This is a genomic window from Paracoccus sp. MA (assembly GCF_020990385.1).
Lineage (GTDB): Bacteria > Pseudomonadota > Alphaproteobacteria > Rhodobacterales > Rhodobacteraceae > Paracoccus.
On sequence record NZ_CP087598.1, the window covers coordinates 2,310,313 to 2,330,059 of the forward strand.

A 19,747-nucleotide genomic window follows, 5' to 3' on the forward strand; every position below is an offset into this window, starting at 1 on the left:
GCCCGCTCGGGCGGCGGCCACCGTCCCTTCAGGATGCCGAAAACCGGACGAATCGGCGCGGGCCGCCTTGCCTTGCCCCCGGCCTCTCGGCCAAGATCGGCCGATCCGCGAAACCGCACCGACGCCCTGACGATATCCGCCCCCATGACCAAGGAACCTGCCGCGATGGCGGAAGCCCGCGAACCCGCCCCCAGTCCCGCCGCCAGCCTCGCCGAAGGCATCGCCGCCCGGCTGCGCGATCAGGTCACCGGCGGCGCGCTGGTGCCCGGCCAGCGCCTGTCCGAGGCCCGGCTGGCGGCCGAGCTGGACATCTCGCGCAATACGCTGCGCGAGGTGTTCCGCCTGCTCACGCGCGAGGGCATCCTGCGGCACGAGCCGAACCGGGGCGTCTTCGTCGCCGTGCCCTCGATGGCCTCGATCCTGGACATCTACCGGGTGCGGCGGCTGATCGAGGTGCCGGCCCTGGCCCAGGCCTGGCCCGGCCATGCCGCCGTGGCCCGGATGCGCGCCGCAGTCGCGCGGGCCGAGGCGCTGCAGGCGATCCCCGACTGGCGCGGCGTCGGCAGCGCCAACATGGAATTCCACGCCGCCATCGTGGCGCTGACAGACAGCCCGCGGCTGATCCAGTTCTTCACCCAGATCATTGCCGAGCTGCGGCTGGCCTTCGGCCTGCTGGACAGCCCCGAGCTGCTGCACCGCCCCTATATTTCGCGCAATGCCGAGATTCTGGGCAGGCTGGAGGCCGGCGACCCGGCCGGCGCCGCCCGCATGCTGGAGGATTACCTGACCCAGTCCGAGCGCGCCGTGCTGGAGGCCTTTGCCCGGCTGGGCTGACGGCGCCCCAGGTCAGCCCTACCGGGGACTTGCGCCCTGCCCGTTCCTGCGACAATTAAGCACATCGGAAGCCCGTTTTCCGGGCAGGCGCGAAGGACAGATCAGATGACCAGACCGGCCGGGGCCGTGCTGCACCAGATCACGCAGGCCCTCGGCCCGGCGATCGCGCCCGGCTCGCCGCGCGAGGCGCTGCGGGCGGGGATCGGGGCGCTGGTGGGGCTGGGCGTCTCGGGCCTGTTCCTGCTGTCTCCGGCGACCGACCTGCGGCTGGGGCTTTACATGATCGCGCCCTTTGGCGCGACCTCGGTGCTGGTCTTCGCGGTGCCGAACAGCCCGCTGGCGCAACCCTGGTCGGCGGTGGTCGGCAACGGCGTCGCCGCGGCCGTCGGGGTGCTGGCCTGCATGATGACGCCGAACGCGGCGCTTTGCGTCGCGCTGGCGGTGGGCATCACCATCACCGCGATGATCCTGCTGCGCGCCGTGCATCCGCCCGCCGGCGCGGTCGCCATGACCGCCGCGCTGAACCCCGAGGCGATCCGCGAGCTCGGCTTCCACTTCGTGCTGGCGCCGGTGCTGGCCGGCACGCTGGCCCTGGTCGGTCTGGCGATGATCTATGCGCGGCTGACCGGGCGGCGCTATCCCTTCCGCCAGTTCGACGAGCCGGGGCCGCATGGCACCGCCGACCATCCGGCGATGGAGCGGCTGGGCCTGTCCAAGGACGAGTTGACCGAGATCCTGCAACGCTATCGCCAGTCGCTGAACCTGGGCGTCGAGGACCTTGCCCGGCTGATCGGCGCCGCGGAATTGCAGGCCGCCACCCACCGCACCGGACCGCTGACCGCAGCGGACGTGATGTCGCGGGACCTGGTCACCGTCGGCCCGCAGACCCGGCTGGTGCGCGTCGCCGACATCTTCCGCAGGCACGGCTTCACCTCGCTTCCGGTGGTCGAGAATGGCGACCGGTTCCTGGGCGTGATCTTCCAGCTGCACCTGATCCGCCGCGCCCGCGACGACGCCTTTCGCCACGACCGGCGGTTTTCCGTCGCCATGTCGGACCTGCTGAACCCCAGGCGCGGCATGCCGACCCGCGCGCGAGAGATCATGCAGACCGACCCGCCGCATGTCGCGCCCGATACCCCCATCGGGGCGCTGCTGCCGATGCTGGCCTCGGGCGAATGCGACGCAGTGCCGGTGCTGGACGGGCCGCGCATCGTCGGCATCGTCACCCAGACCGACCTGATCTCGGCCCTGGCCCGCCAGAGCCTGCGGCAGGACCTGCCGGCACCCTGATCCCGCCCGGACATGCCGATAACGACAGGCCGCGCCGCATTGCAGAAAGCGGCCCGGCAGGGATAGGTTTCCCTGACCGGAACAACCCTGGGGGAATCATGACCCGTCCCACGCTCGGCGCCGTGGCGATCGGCCGCAACGAGGGCGAGCGGCTGAAAGCCTGCCTGCGCTCTCTGGTGCCGCTTTGCGAGCGGGTGGTCTATGTGGACAGCGGCTCGCGCGACGACAGCGTCGGTTTCGCCCGCAGCCTGGGCGTCACCGTGGTCGAGCTGGACAGCTCGGTTCCCTTTACCGCCGCCCGCGCCCGCAATGCCGGGTTCGACGCGCTGCTGGCCGGCGGCACGCTGGACCTGGTGCAATTCGTCGACGGCGACTGCCGGGTCGAGCCCGGCTGGCTGGAGGCCGGTATCGCCGCCATGCAGGACGACCCCGGGCTGGGCCTCGTCACCGGCTGGCGCTCCGAGATCCACCCCACGGCCACGGTCTACAACCAGATGTGCGAGGTGGACTGGCACCGGCCCGCCGGCCCGATCGTGGCCTGCGGCGGCGACATGATGGTGCGCGTCGCGGCTTTCCGCGAGATCGGCGGCTTCGACCCGGCGGTGATCGCGGCCGAGGACGACGAATTCTGCCTGCGCCTGGGCAAGGCCGGCTGGAAGCTGCAGCGCCTGCCGGTGCAGATGACCTGGCACGATGCCGACATGACCCGCTTTTCCCAATGGTGGCAGCGCACCATCCGCAACGGCCACGGCTTCGCGCAGGTGGGCCGCATGCACCCGCCGCATTTCCGGCGCGAGCAGATGCGGGTCTGGGTCTATGGGTTGGCGCTGCCGCTGCTTTTCCTGCTGGGGCTGTTTACCAGCCTCTGGCTTTCGCTGGCGGTGCTGGGGCTTTACGCATTGTCCTTCTGGAAGACCCTCGAGGGGCTGAAGGGCCGGCCGATGGCGGCGGGGCAGGCCGCGCTGCTAACGCTGGCCAAGATCCCTAACCTTTTGGGAATGATGACTTACCACCGGCGCCGCCGCAAGGGCGACGCCATGCGTATTATCGAGTATAAATAGGAGCTTGCCATGACCTCGGACCTGCGCGTCGCCATTCTGGGGGCCGGCTACATCGCCTCGTGGCATGCCGATGCGATCAAGGCCGCGCCGGGCGCGCGGCTGGTCGCGATCTGCGACCCCGCCATCGACGCGGCCGAGGCGCTGGCCGCCAGCCATGGCGTCGCGGCCTTTGCCGACCTGGATCAGATGATCGCCGCCGGGGTCTGCGACCTGGTGCATATCCTGACGCCGCCGAACCTGCATCGCGATCTGGCGGTGAAATGCCTGGGCGCCGGCCTGCATGTGCTGGTCGAGAAGCCCGTGGCTCTGTCCGTCGCCGAGATCGACGAGATGGAGGCCGCGGCCCGGGCCGCCGGCCGCCAGCTGGGCGCCTGCCACAACTTTCTGGGCCTGCCCGGCTACGGCCGGCTCAAGCAGGCGGTGCAGGCGGGTGATCTGGGCCTGGTCTCGGCCGCGCAGATCAACTGGGCGCTGCCCTTGGTGCCGCTGCGCTCGGGGCCTTACGGGCTGTGGATGCTGCGGCAGACGCAGAACCTGCTGCTGGAGCTTGGCGCGCATCCCTTCTCGTTCGCGGTGGACCTGTTCGGCCCGCTGGAGGTCGAGCATGTCAGCCTGGGCCAATGGATCACCCTGCCCGGCGGCGAAGAGCGGCCGCAAAGCTGGCGCATCCTGGCCCGCGCCGGCAAGGTGGACGTGACCATCGCCCTGTCGCTGGTCGAGACCTTCGACGACCGTTCGGTCAGCTTGCGCGGCTCCTCGGGCATGGCGCGGCTGGACTATGCGGCGGATGCGCTGGTGGTCACGCGCGACAACACCGCCGATCTGGTGCTGAACCCGCTGATCAAGGAACTGTCCCGCGCCGGGGCGCATCTGCGCGAGGGGCTGCGCAACGCCTTCCGCCAGGCCGCCTCGCTGAACCAGAAAAGCCCCTATGGGCTGAGCTTCCGCGCCACCATCGCCGCCTTCTACGACGGCATCCGCGCCGGGCAGCCCGACCCGCGCTTTGCGCCCGCCTCGGCCCGGGCGGTGATGCGGGGGATCGAGGATGCGCTGGCCCGCCTGCCCGCCCTGCCGCCGGTCCCGGCCCGGCCCGTGGGCACGCCGCGGCCGCGCGTCATGGTGATCGGCGGCACCGGCTTCATCGGCCGCAACCTGACCCGGCGGCTGGTCCAGCGCGGCCACGACGTGCGGGTGCTGTCGCGCGGCCGCAACGGTCCCTTTCCCGACATCGCCGACCATGTCGAGACGCTGGCCGTGTCGCTGCGCGACGAGGACGGGCTGGTCCAGGCCATGCAGGGCATGGATTGCGTCTTCAACCTGGCGAAATCCACCGACAAGAGCTGGCAGGCGGCGCTGGAAAACGACGTGGCCACGACCGAGCGCATCGGCCGCGCCGCGATCCGCGCCGGCATCGGGCGGCTGGTCCATACCGGCACCATCGCCTCATACGACATGTCCGACCCGGCCCAGGCCATCACCGAGGCCAGCGATTTCGGCGAGATGGACAGCCGCAACATCTATGCCCGGTCCAAGGCCGAGGGCGAGCGCCGGCTGATCGCGATGCAGGCGCAGGGGTTGCGGCTGGTGATCGCACGGCCCGGCATCGTGCTGGGCGACGGCGGGCCCCTGCAGCATTGGGGCATCGGCCGCTGGCACGGGGCGGGGGCGGTGCGGCTGTGGGGCAATGGCCGCAACATCCTGCCCTTCGTGCTGGCCGACGACGTCTCGGACGGGCTGATCGCGATGATGGAGCGCGACGAGGCCATCGGCGAAAGCTTCAACCTGATCGGCGAGCCGATGTTTTCCGGCCGCGACTATTTCGACGCCATCCACCGCCGCACCGGGGCGCGGCTGAAGGTCAGCGGCTCGAACCTGACCGCGCTTTGGGCGGTCGATGCGGTCAAGCAGGGGCTGAAGCGCCATGCCCTGCGCAAGAAGGGCGCGGCGCCCGCCTCGCTGGCGGACTGGAAGTCGCGCGGGCACCTGTCGCGTTTCGACAATGCCAAGCCCAAGCGCCTGCTGGGCTGGGCGCCCGAGGCCGACCGCGACGCCTTCTGGCGCCGCGCCATCGACGAGGCGCATCTGTTCTGGTGATCAGATCAGCCCGTCCAGCAGCAGGAAGCCCGGCAGCCAGCCGGTGAAGATCCCGGCCAGCAGCGTGACCCAGGCGGTCTGCCGCTGGATCGGGCGGCCAAGCGCCAGCAGCAGGAAATACAGGAACCACAGCACGCCCCAGACGGCCCAGTTCGCCGCCAGCCAAAGTTCGGTCGCGGTCGCGGCTTCGGCCAGCCCGCGCAGGCAGACCGGCACGGTCGTCACCGCGACGAACAGGCTGAACCAGCCCAGGCCGCGCCCGTCCGCGCCGCTGAACCGGTTATAGGCGACCCACAGATAGGTGGTGCAGAACAAGAGGCTCAGCGCGCCGTTGCGGATGCTGGCGGCGCCGGCCCCGGCGCCGAAGGCGTCGTGCAGCACTGCCGCGCCCGAAACCAGCGCGGTGACGATGTTGATGACGACGATCTCGCGATCGGCGATCCGGCCCATCAGCCAGAGGCCGTTGAGAAACAGCACGGCGCCGACATAGAACAACACGAACCCGGTAAGCATTGGACCTCCTGCGCAAGCCTGACCGCGGATCGGGCAATTGCCCGGAATGCGATCAGCCATGCCTGCCAAGAGGGCAGAATCGCCGTCGGATCAATGGGAATGTTTTCAACGATCCGTAAAAGCAGAATTTGGATTCCGTGCGGGTCAGAGGCCGGTCAGCGGCTCGGCGCTGACCACTTCCCAGACCAGCTCCTGCATGCGCCGCGCCAGCTCGGGCGAGGGGGCCTCGGCCGGATTGCCATCGGCGCGCAGCAGCTGATGCGGCAGCCCGACCGGGCTTTTGCCGTAAAGCACCGCGTAATGCGTCAGCGCCACCAGATAGGAGCCCAGGTCGTTCGGATGGATGCTGTCCAGCGAGCCGTCGGGATTGCGGGCGAACAGATCCTCGCGCGAGGTCATCTCGGCGATGCCGCCCTTGCCCTCGGCCTCGGCCACCAGCCGGGCCATGACCTGCCCCACGGGGATCAGCCAGACCGGCCTGTCGGCAGCGCGGGCGGCGGGCCAGAGCAGGGCGGGCTTCCACATCGTCTCCAGGTCGTCGGGAAGGCGCGACAGCCAGTCCGGCTGGTCGTCCAGCGCGTGCCAGCTTTCGTAAAGGAAGATCTGTGCCTCGGAATTGGCCGCCGCCGCCTCGGCCGCCCATTTCCCGGCATAGAGGCGGCTTTCCTTGTATTGGATCGCGTCCTGCAGCCGCACCATCTCGGTCATGACGAAGGCGTCGTAATCGCCGCTTTGCAGTGCCTCATGCGCCTCGCGGTGGCGGGGGGTGGCGTTTTCCTGCTCGTAGCCGTTGATCGCGTCGGGGCCCTGGAAATGCTCGCGCAGCGCCGTGCCCCAGCCCAGCTGCAGCGCGTAATCGTGCCCCTGCCCGGCCAGTTGCGCCAGCATCGCCGGCATGTCGCGCCCGACCAGGCTGTGGCCCAGGTGATAGACCCGCAGCGGTCCCTGCGGCAGCGCCCGGCCCGCCTGATAAAGCGCCTGCACATCGGCGCCGTCATCCGGCACCGCCCCGGCCCTTTGCGCATGGCGCCAGTAGAACAGCGCCGCAAGCGCGACGACGACCAGCAGGGCAAGCAGGTAACGCATGTCCATCCCTCGTTCCGAACCACGGGATCAGGGATAGCAAAAAGGCCGCCGCCCCGAAAGGCGGCGGCCGACAGGCTTTTCAGGCAGTGCTTATGCCTCGACCGCGTGGTTCTTGCGGTTCCAGCGGATCGAGGACCAGAACGAGATGCCGATCAGCGTCGCGCCGCCCAGGCCGGTGATGACCTCGGGGATATGCACCAAGGGCTGCACGAACATGATCACCGACAGCGCGATGATGGCGTAGAAGGCGCCGTGTTCCAGGAAGCGGTATTCGGCCAGCGTGCCGCGCTCGACCAGCATGATGGTCATCGAGCGCACATACATGGCGCCAATGCCCAGGCCGATGGCGATGACGAACAGGTTATGCGTCAGCGCAAAGGCCCCGATCACGCCGTCGAAGCTGAAGGAGGCATCCAGCACTTCCAGATAAAGGAAGGCGCCGATGCCGCCCTTGGCGCCAGCCTGCATCGCCTCTTGCGAACTGTCCAGCAGGCCGCCCAGCACCTCGACCAGCAGGAAGGTCAGAAGGCCCCAGATCGCGGAATGGAAGAACACCTGCGAATCGGCCCCTTCGAGGAAGCGCGAGAAGATCAGCACCGTGACCAGCACCACCGCCACCTCGATGCCGCGGACGGTGGCGTAACGCTGCATGCGATGTTCCAGCCAGCGCACCCAATGCACGTCCTTTTCGTGGTCGAAGAAGAAGCTGAGGCCGACCATCATCAGGAAGGTGCCGCCGAAGGCCGCGATGGGCAGATGCGCCTCGTGCATGATGCGCGAATATTCGTCGGGCTGGCTTGCGGCCAGGACCATCGCCTGCCAGGGGCCGATATTGGCGGCGATGACCACGATCAGCAGCGGAAAGACGATCCGCATGCCGAAGACGGCGATCAGGATGCCCCAGGTCAGGAAGCGGCGCTGCCACTTCGGGGTCATCTCTTTCAGCTTGTTGGCGTTGACGATGGCGTTGTCGAAGGAAAGCGAGATTTCAAGCACCGCCAGCACGGCGCAGATGAAAAAGATCGTCAGCGTGCCGCCGACGGTTCCGGTCGTCTGCCATCCCAGCACCGCGCCCAGGGCGAGGCCAAGCACGGTGACGATGAAGGACCACTTGAAATAGTGCAGGGTCGGACGATGGGTTCCATTCGTCGAGCCCCCCGCGGACGGGTTGTTTCCTTGCTGCATGTTAAGAACAAGTCCAGGCGGCTGGTCAAAGATCGATGCCGACATCACGGACGTGCCGCCACGTCCGCCAGAGGGGCCCGGCCATCAAACTGCGTTCACGAAGACGCGAACGCGCAAAAGATGGCGAATCCGGGTCACGATTGCAAGGGTTCCGTGCCGATCCCGGCATTTTCTTGCACGGACCGGGCCGGGGCCGCCGCCGGCAGGGTGATGCGCGCCAGCAGCCCGCGTCCGTCGGCCCCCTCGGCCAAGGTCAGCCGGCCACCGAACAGGCCGGCGATCTCCAGCGCCACCGGCAGGCCCAGCCCCATGCCCGGCCCCGAGGTCTGGCCGCGGGCGAATCGGCTGACGGCGGCGGCGCGGGCCTCGGGCGGGATGCCGGGGCCGTTGTCCTCGACCTCCAGCACCGCCTCGCCGGCATCACGCCGGACGCGCACCGTCACCACCGCCGCGCGGCCGGCATGCAGAAGCGCGTTCGAAATCAGGTTGCTCAGCGCCTCGCCCAGCAGCAGGGGCTCGGCCCGGACCGTCACCGGCCCCGCGCCCTCGAAGCCCAGGTCGATGCCGGCCTCGGCGGCGGCGGGGATATGCTCGGCGGTCAGGTCGCGCGCCAGCGCCGCAAGGTCCAGGACCGTGCCCCGGCCGGCGCCCTCGGCGGCATCGACCTTGGCCAGCAGCAGAAGCTGCGCCAGGATGCGCTCGGCATGGGCCACGGCGGCGTCGCCCTTGCTGGCGGCGGCCTGCGCCTCGGACAGGGTGGCGGCCCGCGCCGCCAGCGCCAGCTGCGTGCGCACCACGGCCAGCGGCGTGCGCAGCTGATGCCCGGCATTGCCGGTAAAGTTGCGCATCCCGTCCAGCGCCGCGCCCAGCCGCCGCATGAACGAGTTCACCGTGCCGACCAGCCCCCGCACCTCCGAAGGCACCGGCGTCCCGATGGGGCTCAGGTCGTCAGGGCTGCGCGCGGCGATTTCCTCGCTGAGCCGGTAGAGCGGGCGCAGCGACACCGTCACCGCGATCCAGACGATCAGCGCCGCGCCGGCGATCATCAGCACCAGCCGCAGGGCCGAACGCATCAGGATCGCCCGCGTCAGCTCGCGCCGGGCATTGGTGGTCTCGGCCACGGTCACCACGAAGGGCACCTCGTCGATGCCGGTCGAGGCGGCGCGGGCGAGGCTCGCGACCCGCACCGGCTCGCCCCGAAACGCGCCGTCGGCATAGGCGGGCTCGCCGCCCTGCCGCGCCGGGGCCATCGGCAGGTCGCCATAGCCGGTGACGATATGGCCGGGCGGGCCGTCCACGCGATAGAAGACCCGGTCCTGCGCGGCGGAGCTCAGCATCTCCAGCGCGCCATAGGGGATTTCGATGGCGATGCGGCCCTGATCGTCCAGCGAGGCGCGCTCGGCGATCACCAGCGCCGAACCGGCCAGCACCCGGTCGGCCAGCGCATTGGCCATGCGCACCGCCTCGCGCCAGGTGTCGATCAGCGCGGCGGTTCCCAGCACCAGCGTCGCCAGCAGCAGCCAGGCCAGCAGGCGGCGGCGCAGGGAAAACGGCCGCCGGATCAAGGCGCCGCCCGGTCGAGGAAATAGCCGATGCCGCGCGCCGTCCGGACCGTCAGCCCCGCCGGCGCCAGCCGCTTGCGCAGCCGGCTGACATATTGCTCGATGGCATTGGCGGACAGGTCGTCCTCCAGCGAGGTCAGCGACTGCACGATCGATTCGCGCGCCACCACCTTGCCGGCGCGCATGATCAGCAGCTCCAGCAGCCCGCGTTCGCGCGCCGGCAGGTCCAGCGGCTGCCCCGCCAGCAGGAAGCTGCGCGCCGTCTGGTCCAGCACCAGATCGCCGAAGCTGACGGTGGAGTTGCGCAGCCCCGCCTGACGGCGCAGAAGCGAGCGGATGCGCGCCTCGAACTCGCCGATGTCGAAGGGCTTGATCAGATAGTCGTCGGCACCCAGGTCGAGGCCGCGCACCCGCTCCTCGGGCGCGCCGCGCGCGGTCAGGATCATCACCGCCGCCGGATTGCGCCGCGCCCGCATCGCCCGCAGCACCTCCAGCCCGTCCATCTGCGGCAGGTTCAGGTCCAGGATCACCAGGTCGAAGCTTTCCGCCGCCGCCAGCGCCTCGGCCGAGGCGCCGTCATGCACCACGTCCACCGCATAACCCGATTGCCGCAGCAGGGCGGTCAGCCCCTCGGCCAGCGACAGGTTGTCCTCGACAAGCAGGATGCGCATGGTTTTCCCCCTCGCCTGCAGCCTAGCGGCGCGGGGCGGACTTGTGAACGGGCTGCCGCTTTGGCAAAGTCGCCGATCATGCGCCTGCTTGCCCGCCTTATGCCAGCCATCGCCGCCGCCCTTGCGCTGTGGCCGGGCGACGCATCGGCCCAGGTGACGCTGTTTCCCGCCCCGGCCGGCGACGGGCGCGAGCTGTCGGTCTATTCCTCGCTCGACGACGATCTGGCCGCGCCGCTGATCGCCGCCTTCCAGCGCATCCATCCCGGCGTCGCCGTGCGCTACGAGAACCTGCTGACGACCGAGCTGCACGACCGCATCGTCGCCGAGACGCAGGCGGGCGGCGGCACGGCGGATTTCGCCTTTTCCTCGGCCATGGACCTGCAGGTCAAGCTGGCGAATGACGGCTACGCCCGGCCGGTCGCGACGCCGGACACGCCCGGCTGGCCCAACTGGGCAAACTGGCGCGACACCGCCTATGCGCTGACCTTCGAGCCGGCGGTCTTTGCCTATCACAAGCCCAGCTTCGCCGATCACGAGCCGCCCGCCACCCGCGCCGCCTTGATCCGCTGGATGGCCGAACATCCGGCCGAGGCGCAGGGCCGGATCGGCACCTATGACGTGGCGCGCTCGGGCGTGGGCTATCTGTTCCTGGCCCGCGACCAGGAGCTTTATCCCGGCATCTGGTCGGTGGTGCAGGCGATGGGCCGCGCCGGCGTGCAGCAATTCCCGACCTCGGCCGAGCTGCTGGAGCGGATCGCCGACGGGCGGCTGGCGGTGGGCTACAACCTGCTCGGCTCCTATGCCGCCGACTGGGCGCGCCAGCATCCCGAGGTGGGCGTGATCCTGCCGCGCGATTTCACCGTGGTCGTCTCGCGCGTGGCGCTGGTGCCGACGGCGGCGCGCCAGCCGGGGCTGGGGACGGATTTCCTGGCCTTCCTGATGTCGCCCGAGGGCCAGAGCCTGCTGTCCCGAACGCTGCGGCTGTCGGCCGTCAGCCTTGAGGTGGCGGGCCAGCCCGGCCCGGCGGGCGGCATGCAGGATCTGGCCGGGCTGCGGCTGAAGCCGGTGCCGGTCAGCCCCGGCCTTCTGGCCTATCTGGACCAGGCGACGCGGGCCAGGCTGCTGGCGCGCTGGAACAAGGCGCTGGCCGGGGAATAGTTTTTCGCCGCGATGTCAGGTCCGTGACAGCTTTCTGTGCTGGAAAGGCACCGGGCCCGCCTGCGCGCGGACCCGCGGAGGAGCCGCCCGCATTCCGGGAGAGATGCGGGCCAGAACCGGAAAAACGGATAACCGGACCGGCGCGGACGCGCCCGGTCGATGCGGAGGAAGACCATGAAGCAATTCGTTCTCGCCAGCCTGTTCGCGGCGGCCACGGCCCTGCCGGCCATGGCCGATTACACCATCATCGCCCCGGCCAATCCCGGCGGCGGCTGGGACCAGACCGCGCGCACCATGCAGACCGTGCTGCAGGAAGAGGGCGTGTCGCGCTCGGTGCAGGTGCAGAACGTGCCCGGCGCCGGCGGCACCATCGGGCTGGCGCAATTCGCCAGCCAGAACAAGGGCAATCCCGATGCGCTGATCGTCGGCGGCTATGTGATGGTCGGCGCCATCCTGACCAACAACTCGCCCGTCTCGCTCAAGGACGTGACGCCCATCGCCCGGCTGACCGGCGAATACGAGGCGATCGTGGTCCCCGCCGCCTCGCCCATCCAGGACATCGCCGGGCTGATCGAGGCGCTGAAGGCCGATCCCGGCGCGGTCAGCTGGGCCGGCGGCTCGGCCGGCGGCACCGACCATATCGCCGTGGGGCTGATCGCCAAGGCGGCGGGCGTCGATCCGACCAGGATCAACTATATCGCCTATTCCGGCGGCGGCGAGGCGCTGGCGGCGATCCTGGGCAACCAGGTGACGGCCGGCATTTCCTCGCTGGGCGAGTTCGAGGCCCAGATCCAGGCCGGCACGCTGCGGCTGCTGGCCGTCACCTCGCCCGAGCGGCTGGAGGGCGTCGATGCGCCCACCCTGCAAGAGGCCGGGCTGGACGTGGTGCTGGAAAACTGGCGCATGGTCGCCGCCGCGCCGGGCCTCTCGGACGAGCAGAAGGCCAAGGTCACCGCCGATATCGAGAAGATGGCGAAATCGGAAAGCTGGCAGAAGCAGCTGGCCGACAAGGGCTGGATGGACACCTATCTGGCCGGCCCGGAATTCGAGGCCCAGCTGGAACAGGACGTCGCCGCAACCGAGGCGATCCTCAAGGACATCGGTCTGGTGAAATGAGCGCGCACCGCCATGAATCGCCGCGCCGCCGGGATACGGCGGCGCTGATCATCGCCGCCGGGCTGGTGGTGGCCGGCGGCGTGATGCTGTGGGACAGCGCGCGCCTGGCCGATCTGGGCGGCTATTCCGGCATCGGCCCGGCCAGCGTGCCGCGCGTGGTCGGCTTCGGCCTGCTGGGCCTGGCCGTCTGGACCGCCATCGAGGCGCTGCGCGGCGATTTCCCCGAACGCCCGCCGCAGAACGCCGCGCCGGTGCTGTGGATCGTCGCGGGCCTGGCCCTGCAGCTGATGCTGCTGCACACGACCGGCTTTTCCATCGCCACCGGCATTCTCTTCGGCTTTACCGCCCGGGCCTTCGGCAAGCGCAACCTGGCGATGACCATTCCCGTCGGCATCGTCTTCGCCTTCGTGGTCTGGGTCGTCTTCTCGCAACTTCTGATGCTGCACCTGCCCGCCGGGCCGCTTGAGCATCTGGCTTTTCCGCGGGGCTGAACCATGAGCGCATTCGAATTCCTGCTGCAGGGGCTCGGCACCGCCGCCGAGCCGATGATGCTGCTTTACGCGCTGATCGGCGTGACGCTGGGCACCGCCGTCGGCGTGCTGCCGGGCATCGGTCCGGCGCTGACCGTGGCGCTGCTGCTGCCCGTCACCTACCGGCTGGACCCGGCTGGCTCGCTCATCATGTTCGCCGGCATCTATTACGGCGGCATGTATGGCGGCTCGACCACCTCGATCCTTCTGAACACGCCGGGCGAAAGCGCCTCGATCATCACCGCGCTGGAAGGCAACAAGATGGCCCGCAAGGGCCGCGGCGGGCCGGCGCTCGCCACCGCGGCCATCGGGTCCTTCATCGCCGGGCTCATCGCGACGCTGCTTCTGGCCTTCCTGGCGCCCAGCATCGTCAAGCTGGCGCTGGTCTTCGGTCCGCGCGAATATTTCGCGCTGATGGTACTGGCCTTCGTCACCGTCTCGGCCGCCTTCGGCGATTCGGCGCTGCGCGGGCTGACCTCGCTGTTCCTGGGCCTGGCGCTGGCCTGCGTCGGCATCGATCAGCTGACCGGGCAGGCGCGGCTGTCCTTCGGCACGCCCGAGCTGCTGGACGGGATCGAAGTCACCACCATGGCCGTCGCCATGTTCGCCGTGGGCGAGGCGCTGTTCATCGCCGGCCAGCGCAACCAGCAGGAGGACGAGGTGACGGCCGTCAAGGGCTCGATCTGGATGAGCGCGCGCGACTGGGCGCGGTCCTGGAAGCCCTGGCTGCGCGGCACCTTCATCGGCTTTCCCATCGGCGCCATGCCGGCCGGCGGGGCCGAGATCGGCACCTTCCTGTCCTATGCCACCGAGAAGAAGCTGACCAAGCACCCCGAGGAATTCGGCCAAGGCGCCATCGAAGGCGTGGCCGGACCCGAGGCCGCCAACAACGCCAGCGCCGCCGGCACGCTGGTGCCCCTGCTGACGCTGGGCCTGCCGACCTCGGCCACGGCGGCGATCATGCTGGCGGGCTTCCAGCAGTTCGGGCTGCAGCCCGGCCCGCTGCTCTTCGCCACCAACCCCACGCTGGTCTGGGGGCTGATCGCCTCGCTCCTGATCGCGAACGCCATGCTTCTGGTGCTGAACCTGCCGATGATCGGGTTGTGGGTAAAGCTGCTGACGGTGCCGAAGCCCTGGCTTTACGCCGGCATCCTGCTGTTCGCGACGCTGGGCACCATCGGCGCCAACCCCTCGGCCTTCGAGCTGGGGATGCTGCTGGGCTTCGGCGTGCTGGGCTATGTGATGCGGCTCTTCGGCTATCCGATCGCGCCGATCGTGGTCGGGCTGATCCTTGGCCCGCTGGCCGAGCAGCAGCTGCGCCGGGCGCTGTCCATCAGCCAAGGCGACTGGACCACGCTGGTGCAGTCCCCCATCGCGGCCGCGCTGCTGGGCATCGCCGCGCTGGCGCTGATCGTGCCGCTGATCCTGCGCGCCCGCGGCAAGGGCGAGGTGCTGAGCCAGCTCGCCGGCGAAGAGGACTGACCAAAAAACCGCCCCGGTCCCGCAAGGGCCGGGGCCTGCCATGTTCTGGCGGCATGGCCGCCTTGTCCTTTTGCTGCGTTGCAGAACGGGCCTGCGGCGCCCATCTGTCTGTCATCGGAAACGATCATACAGACAGGCAGAAAAATGCACCGCGCCTTCCATTCCATCCATTCGGCCCTTTCGACCCTGCGGGCCGCCATCGCCGTCGCCTCGGCGGCTGAAGCGCATCGCCGCCCGGCGGCCGCGGACCTGCGTCGCCTGGGCATCGACGAAGCCAAATTCGCCGCGATCCACCTGTAAGCCCGATCAGGCGCCCCGCCCGGTCGCGGGGCGGCCCGCGACTCGGCGGTTTCACGCCAACCGCCCCCTTGCTGACGCCACGCCGTCAGGACTCCGTCAATCTTTTGCCGATATAGCTTGATTCGCACACGGGCGAATCGACGGGAAACGGCATGCGGCAGGACCAAGGGCGAGGATTATCGGGACGGGGATCATCGGGACGGGGATCATCGGGAAGGACGCATGGCGTCCGGCGGAACCGGCCGGCTGGGCACGGGGCGGCATGCCGATCCTGATCCTTGCCGTGCTGATCGCCAAGCTTGCGGCCATGGCGGGATGTCTGGCCGGCATCGGCCCTGCCGGGCTGATTGGACTTTATGTCTGCTCGGGGCTCGTGACGCTGGCCATGCTGGCGCTTGGGCTCCGCCGCCCGGACCCGGCCTGAACCGGACCCGTCGCTCTGGTGCGGGCGCGCTTGTTCCGGACGCTATCCTTCGATATGTATGCTGTTCATTACGATCCGGGGCGGGCGCAGGCCGGCGATCCGTGGCGTAGTCCTGAACAGCGAACCGGATATGCGTCCAGACCAGATTCCGCCCGCCAGCGCGGTCCCCGCACGCCAGATCATCGCGGCGCTGGTCGTCACGCATGACCGGCTGGAGCGGCTGCGCGTCACGCTCTCGCGCCTGCTGGCCCAGGACCTGGATCATGTGCTGGTCTTCGACAACGCCTCGGGCGACGGCACGCGGGACTATCTGGGCGGCATCAACGATCCCCGGCTGATCGCCGTGCATCACCCGGTCAACCTGGGCGGCGCCGGCGGCTTCGCGCGCGGGCTGCGCCAGGTGGTCGAGACGCTGGACCCCGACTGGGTGGTGCTGATGGACGACGACGGCCGCCCCGCCCCGGGCCAGATCGCGCATTTCCGCAGCCTGGACCTGCGGGGCTGGGACGCGCTGGGGGCGGCGGTGCTGACGCCCGGGGGCCAAGTCTGCGAGATGAACCGGCCCTATCGCAACCCGTTCTGGCGGCTGCCGGAATTCCTGCGCACCCTCGCCGGCGCCGGGCGGCGCGGCTTTCACCTGGGCGACGACGATTACGGCCCCGACGGCGGACCGGTCGAGATCGACATGACCTCTTTTGTCGGGCTGTTCCTGTCGCGCGCCAGCATCGCCCGCGCCGGCTATCCCGACGAGCGGCTGTTCATCTATGGCGACGACCAGCTTTATACGCTGGAAATGCGCCGCAAGGGCCTGCGCATCGGCTTCCTGCCCGAGATCCGGTTCGAGCATGACACCGGCTCGATCCAGTCCGGCGGGCATCTGGTGCTGCGGCCGATGTGGAAGGTCTATTACATGTATCGCAACGCGCTGCTGGCCTATCGCGTCGCGGCGGGACCGTGGTTCTGGCCGCTTCTGCCGGTGCTGGCGCTGCGCTGGCGCGGCAAGGCGCGGCATTACGGCCCGGACGCGGCGCGCTATCGCAGGATCCTGCAGCGCGCCTTCCGCGACGGGCTGCACCAGAGGCTGGACCGCCCGCATTCGGAAATCGTCGCGCTGGCAGGCAAGCGCGACTAGGCCCGGTCCGCGAATTGCCGGATCGCGACCAGGATCGCCTGGAAGCTGCGCCGCGCCCGGTCGCTGCGGCGGCGGGCGCGCAGATAGCCATGGGGCAGCTCCGGCTCGTTGCGCCAATGCGCCGCGACGCCCTCGACCCGCAGCCGCCGCGCATAGTCGCGCCCGTCGTCGCGCAGCGGATCGACATCGGCGGTGACGACGAAACCCGGCGCCAAGCCGGCCAGGCTGTCGGCCTGCAGGGGACGCGCCAGCGGATCGACGGGGCCTTTGCCATGCAGCGCGGTGTGATAGCCGGCCAGATCCTCGGTCCGCAGCAGGGGCGCCTCGGCATTCTCGCGATAGGAGGGCGCGCTGCCGTCGCCGCCAAGGCCGGGATAGACCAGCACCTGCCCCAGCGGCTGCCGCGCCCCGCGACGCGACAGGCAAAGCGCGGCGGCCAGCAACCCGCCCGCGCTGTCGCCCGCGATGACGGCGGGACGGTCCAGCGCGTCCCAGACCGCCTGCACATCCGCGATCTGCGCCGGCCAGCGATGCTCGGGCGCCAGCCGGTAATCGACCGCGACGACCTGCAAGCCGGTGGCATCGGCAATCTCGGCGCAAATATCGTCATGGCTGTCGAGCCCGCCGACCACGAAACCGCCGCCATGCACATAGGCCACGGCCACGCGGGTCTCCGCGCCATAGACGCGGCAGGGCACGCCGCCGATGCGGCGATCCTCGACCTTCAGGCCGGGCGGGCGCGGGGCGCGAAAGACAGCGCACATCGCATCGTAGAAGCGGCGGTTCTCGGCGGCGCTGGCCGCGTTCGCCTCGGGCGGATAGGCGGCCTCGGTCCGGGCGATGAAGTCCAGCACCTGCGGATCGCGGATCATGCCGCGCCCTCGGCGATGCGGCCCTCGGCGATGCGGCGCGTCAGCCAGTCCGGGTCCATCTGCGGCACCGAGGCCAGCAATTCGCGGGTATAGGCATGGCGCGGCGGGTCCAGCACCTCGGACCTCAAGCCCTTGTCCATGACCCGGCCGCCCTTCATCACCACCACTTCGTCGGCGATGGCGCGGACGGTGGCGATGTCATGGGTGATGAACATGTAGCTGACGCCGGTTTCGTCCTGCACCTTGCTGAGCAGCCGCAGGATGCCCTCGGCCACCAGCTGGTCCAGCGCGCTGGTCACCTCGTCGCAGATGATGAATTCAGGATCGGCGGCCAGCGCGCGGGCGATGCCGATGCGCTGCTTCTGCCCGCCCGACAGCTCGCCCGGCAGGCGGTCGAGGAAGCGCGCCGGTTCCAGCTCGATCTGCTCCATCAGCTCATGCAGCCGCGTCTCGCGCGCGCGGCCGGTCAGGCCCAGGTAGAATTGCAGGGGCCGCGACAGGATCTGCCGGATGGTCTGGCGCGGGTTCAGCGCCGTGTCGGCCATCTGATAGATCATCTGCACCGCCCGCTTCTGTTCCAGCCTGCGCTGCGCCAGGCGCGGCGGCAGGGGCGTGCCGTTCAGCGCGATGCTGCCGGCGCGCGGCGGCAGCAGCCCGGTGATCGCCCGCGCCGTGGTGGACTTGCCCGAGCCGGATTCGCCCACCACCGCCACGGTGGCGCCGCGCGGGATGTCGAAGCTGACCTCGCTGAGCACGTCCAGCGAGGAATAGCCCGCCGTCACCTCGCGGATGCTGATCGTCGGCGCGCTGGCCTGCGGCAGGGTGCGCGGCGGCCGGCGGAACTCGCGCACCGCCCAGAGCGAGCGGGTGTACTCCTGCGCCGGCGCCTCGATCATCCGGCGGGTCGGTGCGTCCTCGACCTCGCGGCCGTGGCGCATGACCTTGATGCGGTCGGCCATCTGGGCGACCACGGCCAGGTCGTGGGTGATGTAGATCGCCGCCGTGCCCGTGGTCTCGACCGCCTGCCGGATCGCCGCCAGCACGCCGATCTGCGTGGTCACGTCCAGCGCCGTGGTCGGCTCGTCAAAGACGATCAGGTCGGGCTTGCAGGCCATGGCCATGGCGACCATCGCCCGCTGCAACTGCCCGCCCGAGACCTGATGCGGAAAGCGCAGCCCGAAATGCTCCGGGTCGGGCAGGTGCATGGCGGCGTAGAGCTGGCGCGCGAAGGCTTCGGATTCCGCGCGGTCCGCCGTGTGGTGGATCGCCGGCCCCTCGCAGAACTGGTCCAGAAGCCGCCATGCCGGGTTGAAGCTTGCCGCCGCCGATTGCGCGACATAGGCCACCCGGCGGCCGCGAAAGGCGCGGCGCCGGCGCTCGGGCAATTGCAGCAGGTCGGTGCCGTCGAGGATCACCCGCCCGCCGGCAAAGCGCAGCCCGCCCTGCGCGAAACCCAGCGCCGCAAGGCCCAGCGTGGACTTCCCGGCCCCGGATTCGCCGATCAGCCCGACGACCTCGCCCCGGGCGACCTGCAGGTCGACGCCGTGCAGGATCGGGGTCCAGCCTTCCTCGCGCCGCGCCTCGACCTTCAGCTTTTCGATGTTCAGCAGCATGGTTCAGTCCTTCAGACCCGAGGCGCGGTGCAGCATCCAGTCCACCACGAAATTGACCGAGACCGTCAGCACGGCGATGCAGGCGGCGGGCAGCAGCGGCGTGATGTCGCCGAAGGTGATCAGCGCCGCATTGTCGCGCACCATCGCGCCCCAGTCCGCCATCGGCGGCGGCAGGCCGAGGCCCAGGAAGCTGAGCGCCGAGATGGTCAGGAACACGAAGCAGAACCGCAGCCCGAACTCGGCGATCAGCGGCGCCGAGATGTTCGGCAGCACCTCGCGGCTGATGATCCACCAGGTGCCCTCGCCGCGCAGCTGCGCCGCCTCGACATAGTCCATCACCATGACGTTCATCGCCGTGGCACGGGCCAGGCGAAAGACCCGCGTGGAATCGAGGATCGCCACCACCACGACCAGGTTCGCCACCCCCGGCCCCAGCGCCGACAGGGCCAGCAGCGTCAGGATCAGCGCCGGCACCGCCATCAGCACGTCGACCAGCCGCGACAGCGCCAGATCGACCCAGCCGCCAAGCGCCGCCGCCAGCAGTCCGGCAATGGCGCCGATGCCGAAGGCCAGCGCCGTGGTGACCAGCGCCACGCCCACGGTATTGCGCGCGCCCCAGATCAGCCGCGACAGCATGTCCCGGCCCAGCGTGTCGGTGCCAAGGGGATAGGCGGCGCTCCACGGCTCGAACTGGGCGCCGACGATCTGCGCCTCGGCATGGGGGGCCAGCAGCGGCGCGAAGAGCGCGATCACCGCATAGGCGGCGATGACCAGAACCCCCAGGATCGCAGTCGGCGGCATGGTTTTCAGCATCCGGATCATGG

19 protein-coding genes are annotated in these 19,747 nt (G+C 69.9%); 11 read left to right on the plus strand and 8 right to left on the minus strand.

All coding sequences use genetic code 11. The annotated features are described in order from the left end of the window. Positions 1-165: 165 nt before the first annotated feature. The 4 genes from LOS78_RS18605 to LOS78_RS18620 all read left to right on the plus strand — a co-directional run bounded on the left by LOS78_RS18605 (position 166) and on the right by LOS78_RS18620 (position 5,279). Positions 166-834, plus strand: coding sequence for a GntR family transcriptional regulator (locus tag LOS78_RS18605; RefSeq protein WP_230377745.1), 669 nt, complete (start codon positions 166-168; stop codon positions 832-834). Positions 835-939: 105 nt separating this feature from the next. After that, positions 940-2,124, plus strand: coding sequence for an HPP family protein (locus tag LOS78_RS18610; RefSeq protein ID WP_230377746.1), 1,185 nt, complete (start codon positions 940-942; stop codon positions 2,122-2,124). Between the two features lie 98 nt (positions 2,125-2,222). Beyond that, the gene (locus LOS78_RS18615; protein WP_230377747.1) at positions 2,223-3,185 is read left to right on the plus strand and encodes a glycosyltransferase family 2 protein; all 963 of its coding nucleotides are present in this window, start codon (positions 2,223-2,225) and stop codon (positions 3,183-3,185) included. A gap of 9 nt (positions 3,186-3,194) precedes the next feature. Then, positions 3,195-5,279 carry an NAD-dependent epimerase/dehydratase family protein gene (locus tag LOS78_RS18620; protein WP_230377748.1) on the plus strand — a complete coding sequence of 695 codons (2,085 nt, stop codon included), beginning with the start codon at positions 3,195-3,197 and terminating at the stop codon, positions 5,277-5,279. On the opposite strand, the gene LOS78_RS18625 is transcribed toward LOS78_RS18620, so the two are convergent. The 5 genes from LOS78_RS18625 to LOS78_RS18645 all read right to left on the minus strand — a co-directional run bounded on the left by LOS78_RS18625 (position 5,280) and on the right by LOS78_RS18645 (position 10,296). After that, positions 5,280-5,792 (minus strand): AmiS/UreI family transporter, encoded by a 513-nt coding sequence (locus LOS78_RS18625; RefSeq protein WP_230377749.1) that lies wholly within the window; start codon positions 5,790-5,792, stop codon positions 5,280-5,282. A gap of 144 nt (positions 5,793-5,936) precedes the next feature. Beyond that, positions 5,937-6,878, minus strand: coding sequence for a hypothetical protein (locus LOS78_RS18630; protein WP_230377750.1), 942 nt, complete (start codon positions 6,876-6,878; stop codon positions 5,937-5,939). Between the two features lie 90 nt (positions 6,879-6,968). Then, a complete protein-coding gene (locus LOS78_RS18635) occupies positions 6,969-8,063 on the minus strand; it encodes a DUF475 domain-containing protein (protein ID WP_051416132.1) in 1,095 nt (364 codons plus the stop codon). A gap of 134 nt (positions 8,064-8,197) precedes the next feature. Next, positions 8,198-9,628 carry a sensor histidine kinase gene (locus tag LOS78_RS18640; protein ID WP_230377751.1) on the minus strand — a complete coding sequence of 477 codons (1,431 nt, stop codon included), beginning with the start codon at positions 9,626-9,628 and terminating at the stop codon, positions 8,198-8,200. Further along, the gene (locus LOS78_RS18645; protein ID WP_028716366.1) at positions 9,625-10,296 is read right to left on the minus strand and encodes a response regulator transcription factor; all 672 of its coding nucleotides are present in this window, start codon (positions 10,294-10,296) and stop codon (positions 9,625-9,627) included. The genes LOS78_RS18640 and LOS78_RS18645 overlap by 4 nt, the downstream gene beginning before the upstream one ends. 78 nt (positions 10,297-10,374) lie before the next feature. On the opposite strand from LOS78_RS18645, the gene LOS78_RS18650 reads away from it, so the two are divergent. The 7 genes from LOS78_RS18650 (at position 10,375) to LOS78_RS22055 (ending at position 16,438) form a co-directional block, all read left to right on the plus strand. Next, positions 10,375-11,454: an ABC transporter substrate-binding protein gene (locus LOS78_RS18650; protein WP_230377752.1), complete on the plus strand. Its 1,080-nt coding sequence runs from the start codon at positions 10,375-10,377 to the stop codon at positions 11,452-11,454. A 174-nt stretch (positions 11,455-11,628) separates the two neighbouring features. After that, positions 11,629-12,570 (plus strand): tripartite tricarboxylate transporter substrate binding protein, encoded by a 942-nt coding sequence (locus LOS78_RS18655; protein ID WP_028711547.1) that lies wholly within the window; start codon positions 11,629-11,631, stop codon positions 12,568-12,570. Then, positions 12,567-13,061 carry a tripartite tricarboxylate transporter TctB family protein gene (locus LOS78_RS18660; protein ID WP_230377753.1) on the plus strand — a complete coding sequence of 165 codons (495 nt, stop codon included), beginning with the start codon at positions 12,567-12,569 and terminating at the stop codon, positions 13,059-13,061. The genes LOS78_RS18655 and LOS78_RS18660 overlap by 4 nt, the downstream gene beginning before the upstream one ends. A 3-nt stretch (positions 13,062-13,064) precedes the next feature. After that, positions 13,065-14,582, plus strand: a complete 1,518-nt coding sequence (locus tag LOS78_RS18665; protein WP_230377754.1) for a tripartite tricarboxylate transporter permease — start codon at positions 13,065-13,067, stop codon at positions 14,580-14,582. A gap of 144 nt (positions 14,583-14,726) precedes the next feature. Beyond that, positions 14,727-14,882 (plus strand): hypothetical protein, encoded by a 156-nt coding sequence (locus tag LOS78_RS18670; RefSeq protein ID WP_198019304.1) that lies wholly within the window; start codon positions 14,727-14,729, stop codon positions 14,880-14,882. Positions 14,883-15,144: 262 nt separating this feature from the next. Then, entirely contained in the window at positions 15,145-15,306 is a 162-nt protein-coding gene (locus tag LOS78_RS18675) for a hypothetical protein (RefSeq protein WP_230377755.1), read from the plus strand. Positions 15,307-15,436: 130 nt separating this feature from the next. Continuing rightward, positions 15,437-16,438: a glycosyltransferase gene (locus tag LOS78_RS22055; RefSeq protein WP_305802570.1), complete on the plus strand. Its 1,002-nt coding sequence runs from the start codon at positions 15,437-15,439 to the stop codon at positions 16,436-16,438. Here the strand turns inward: LOS78_RS22055 and LOS78_RS18690 are convergent. From LOS78_RS18690 to LOS78_RS18700, 3 genes are read right to left on the minus strand one after another with little or no spacing between them, the layout of a single operon-like run. Beyond that, on the minus strand, positions 16,435-17,310 hold the full coding sequence (locus LOS78_RS18690; protein ID WP_230377756.1) for an alpha/beta hydrolase: 876 nt from the start codon (positions 17,308-17,310) through the stop codon (positions 16,435-16,437). The genes LOS78_RS22055 and LOS78_RS18690 overlap by 4 nt on opposite strands. Beyond that, positions 17,307-18,923, minus strand: coding sequence for an ABC transporter ATP-binding protein (locus LOS78_RS18695; protein WP_230377757.1), 1,617 nt, complete (start codon positions 18,921-18,923; stop codon positions 17,307-17,309). Before LOS78_RS18695 ends, LOS78_RS18690 begins: the two co-directional genes overlap by 4 nt. 3 nt (positions 18,924-18,926) lie before the next feature. Continuing rightward, positions 18,927-19,745: an ABC transporter permease gene (locus LOS78_RS18700; protein WP_028711553.1), complete on the minus strand. Its 819-nt coding sequence runs from the start codon at positions 19,743-19,745 to the stop codon at positions 18,927-18,929. Positions 19,746-19,747: the final 2 nt, after the last annotated feature.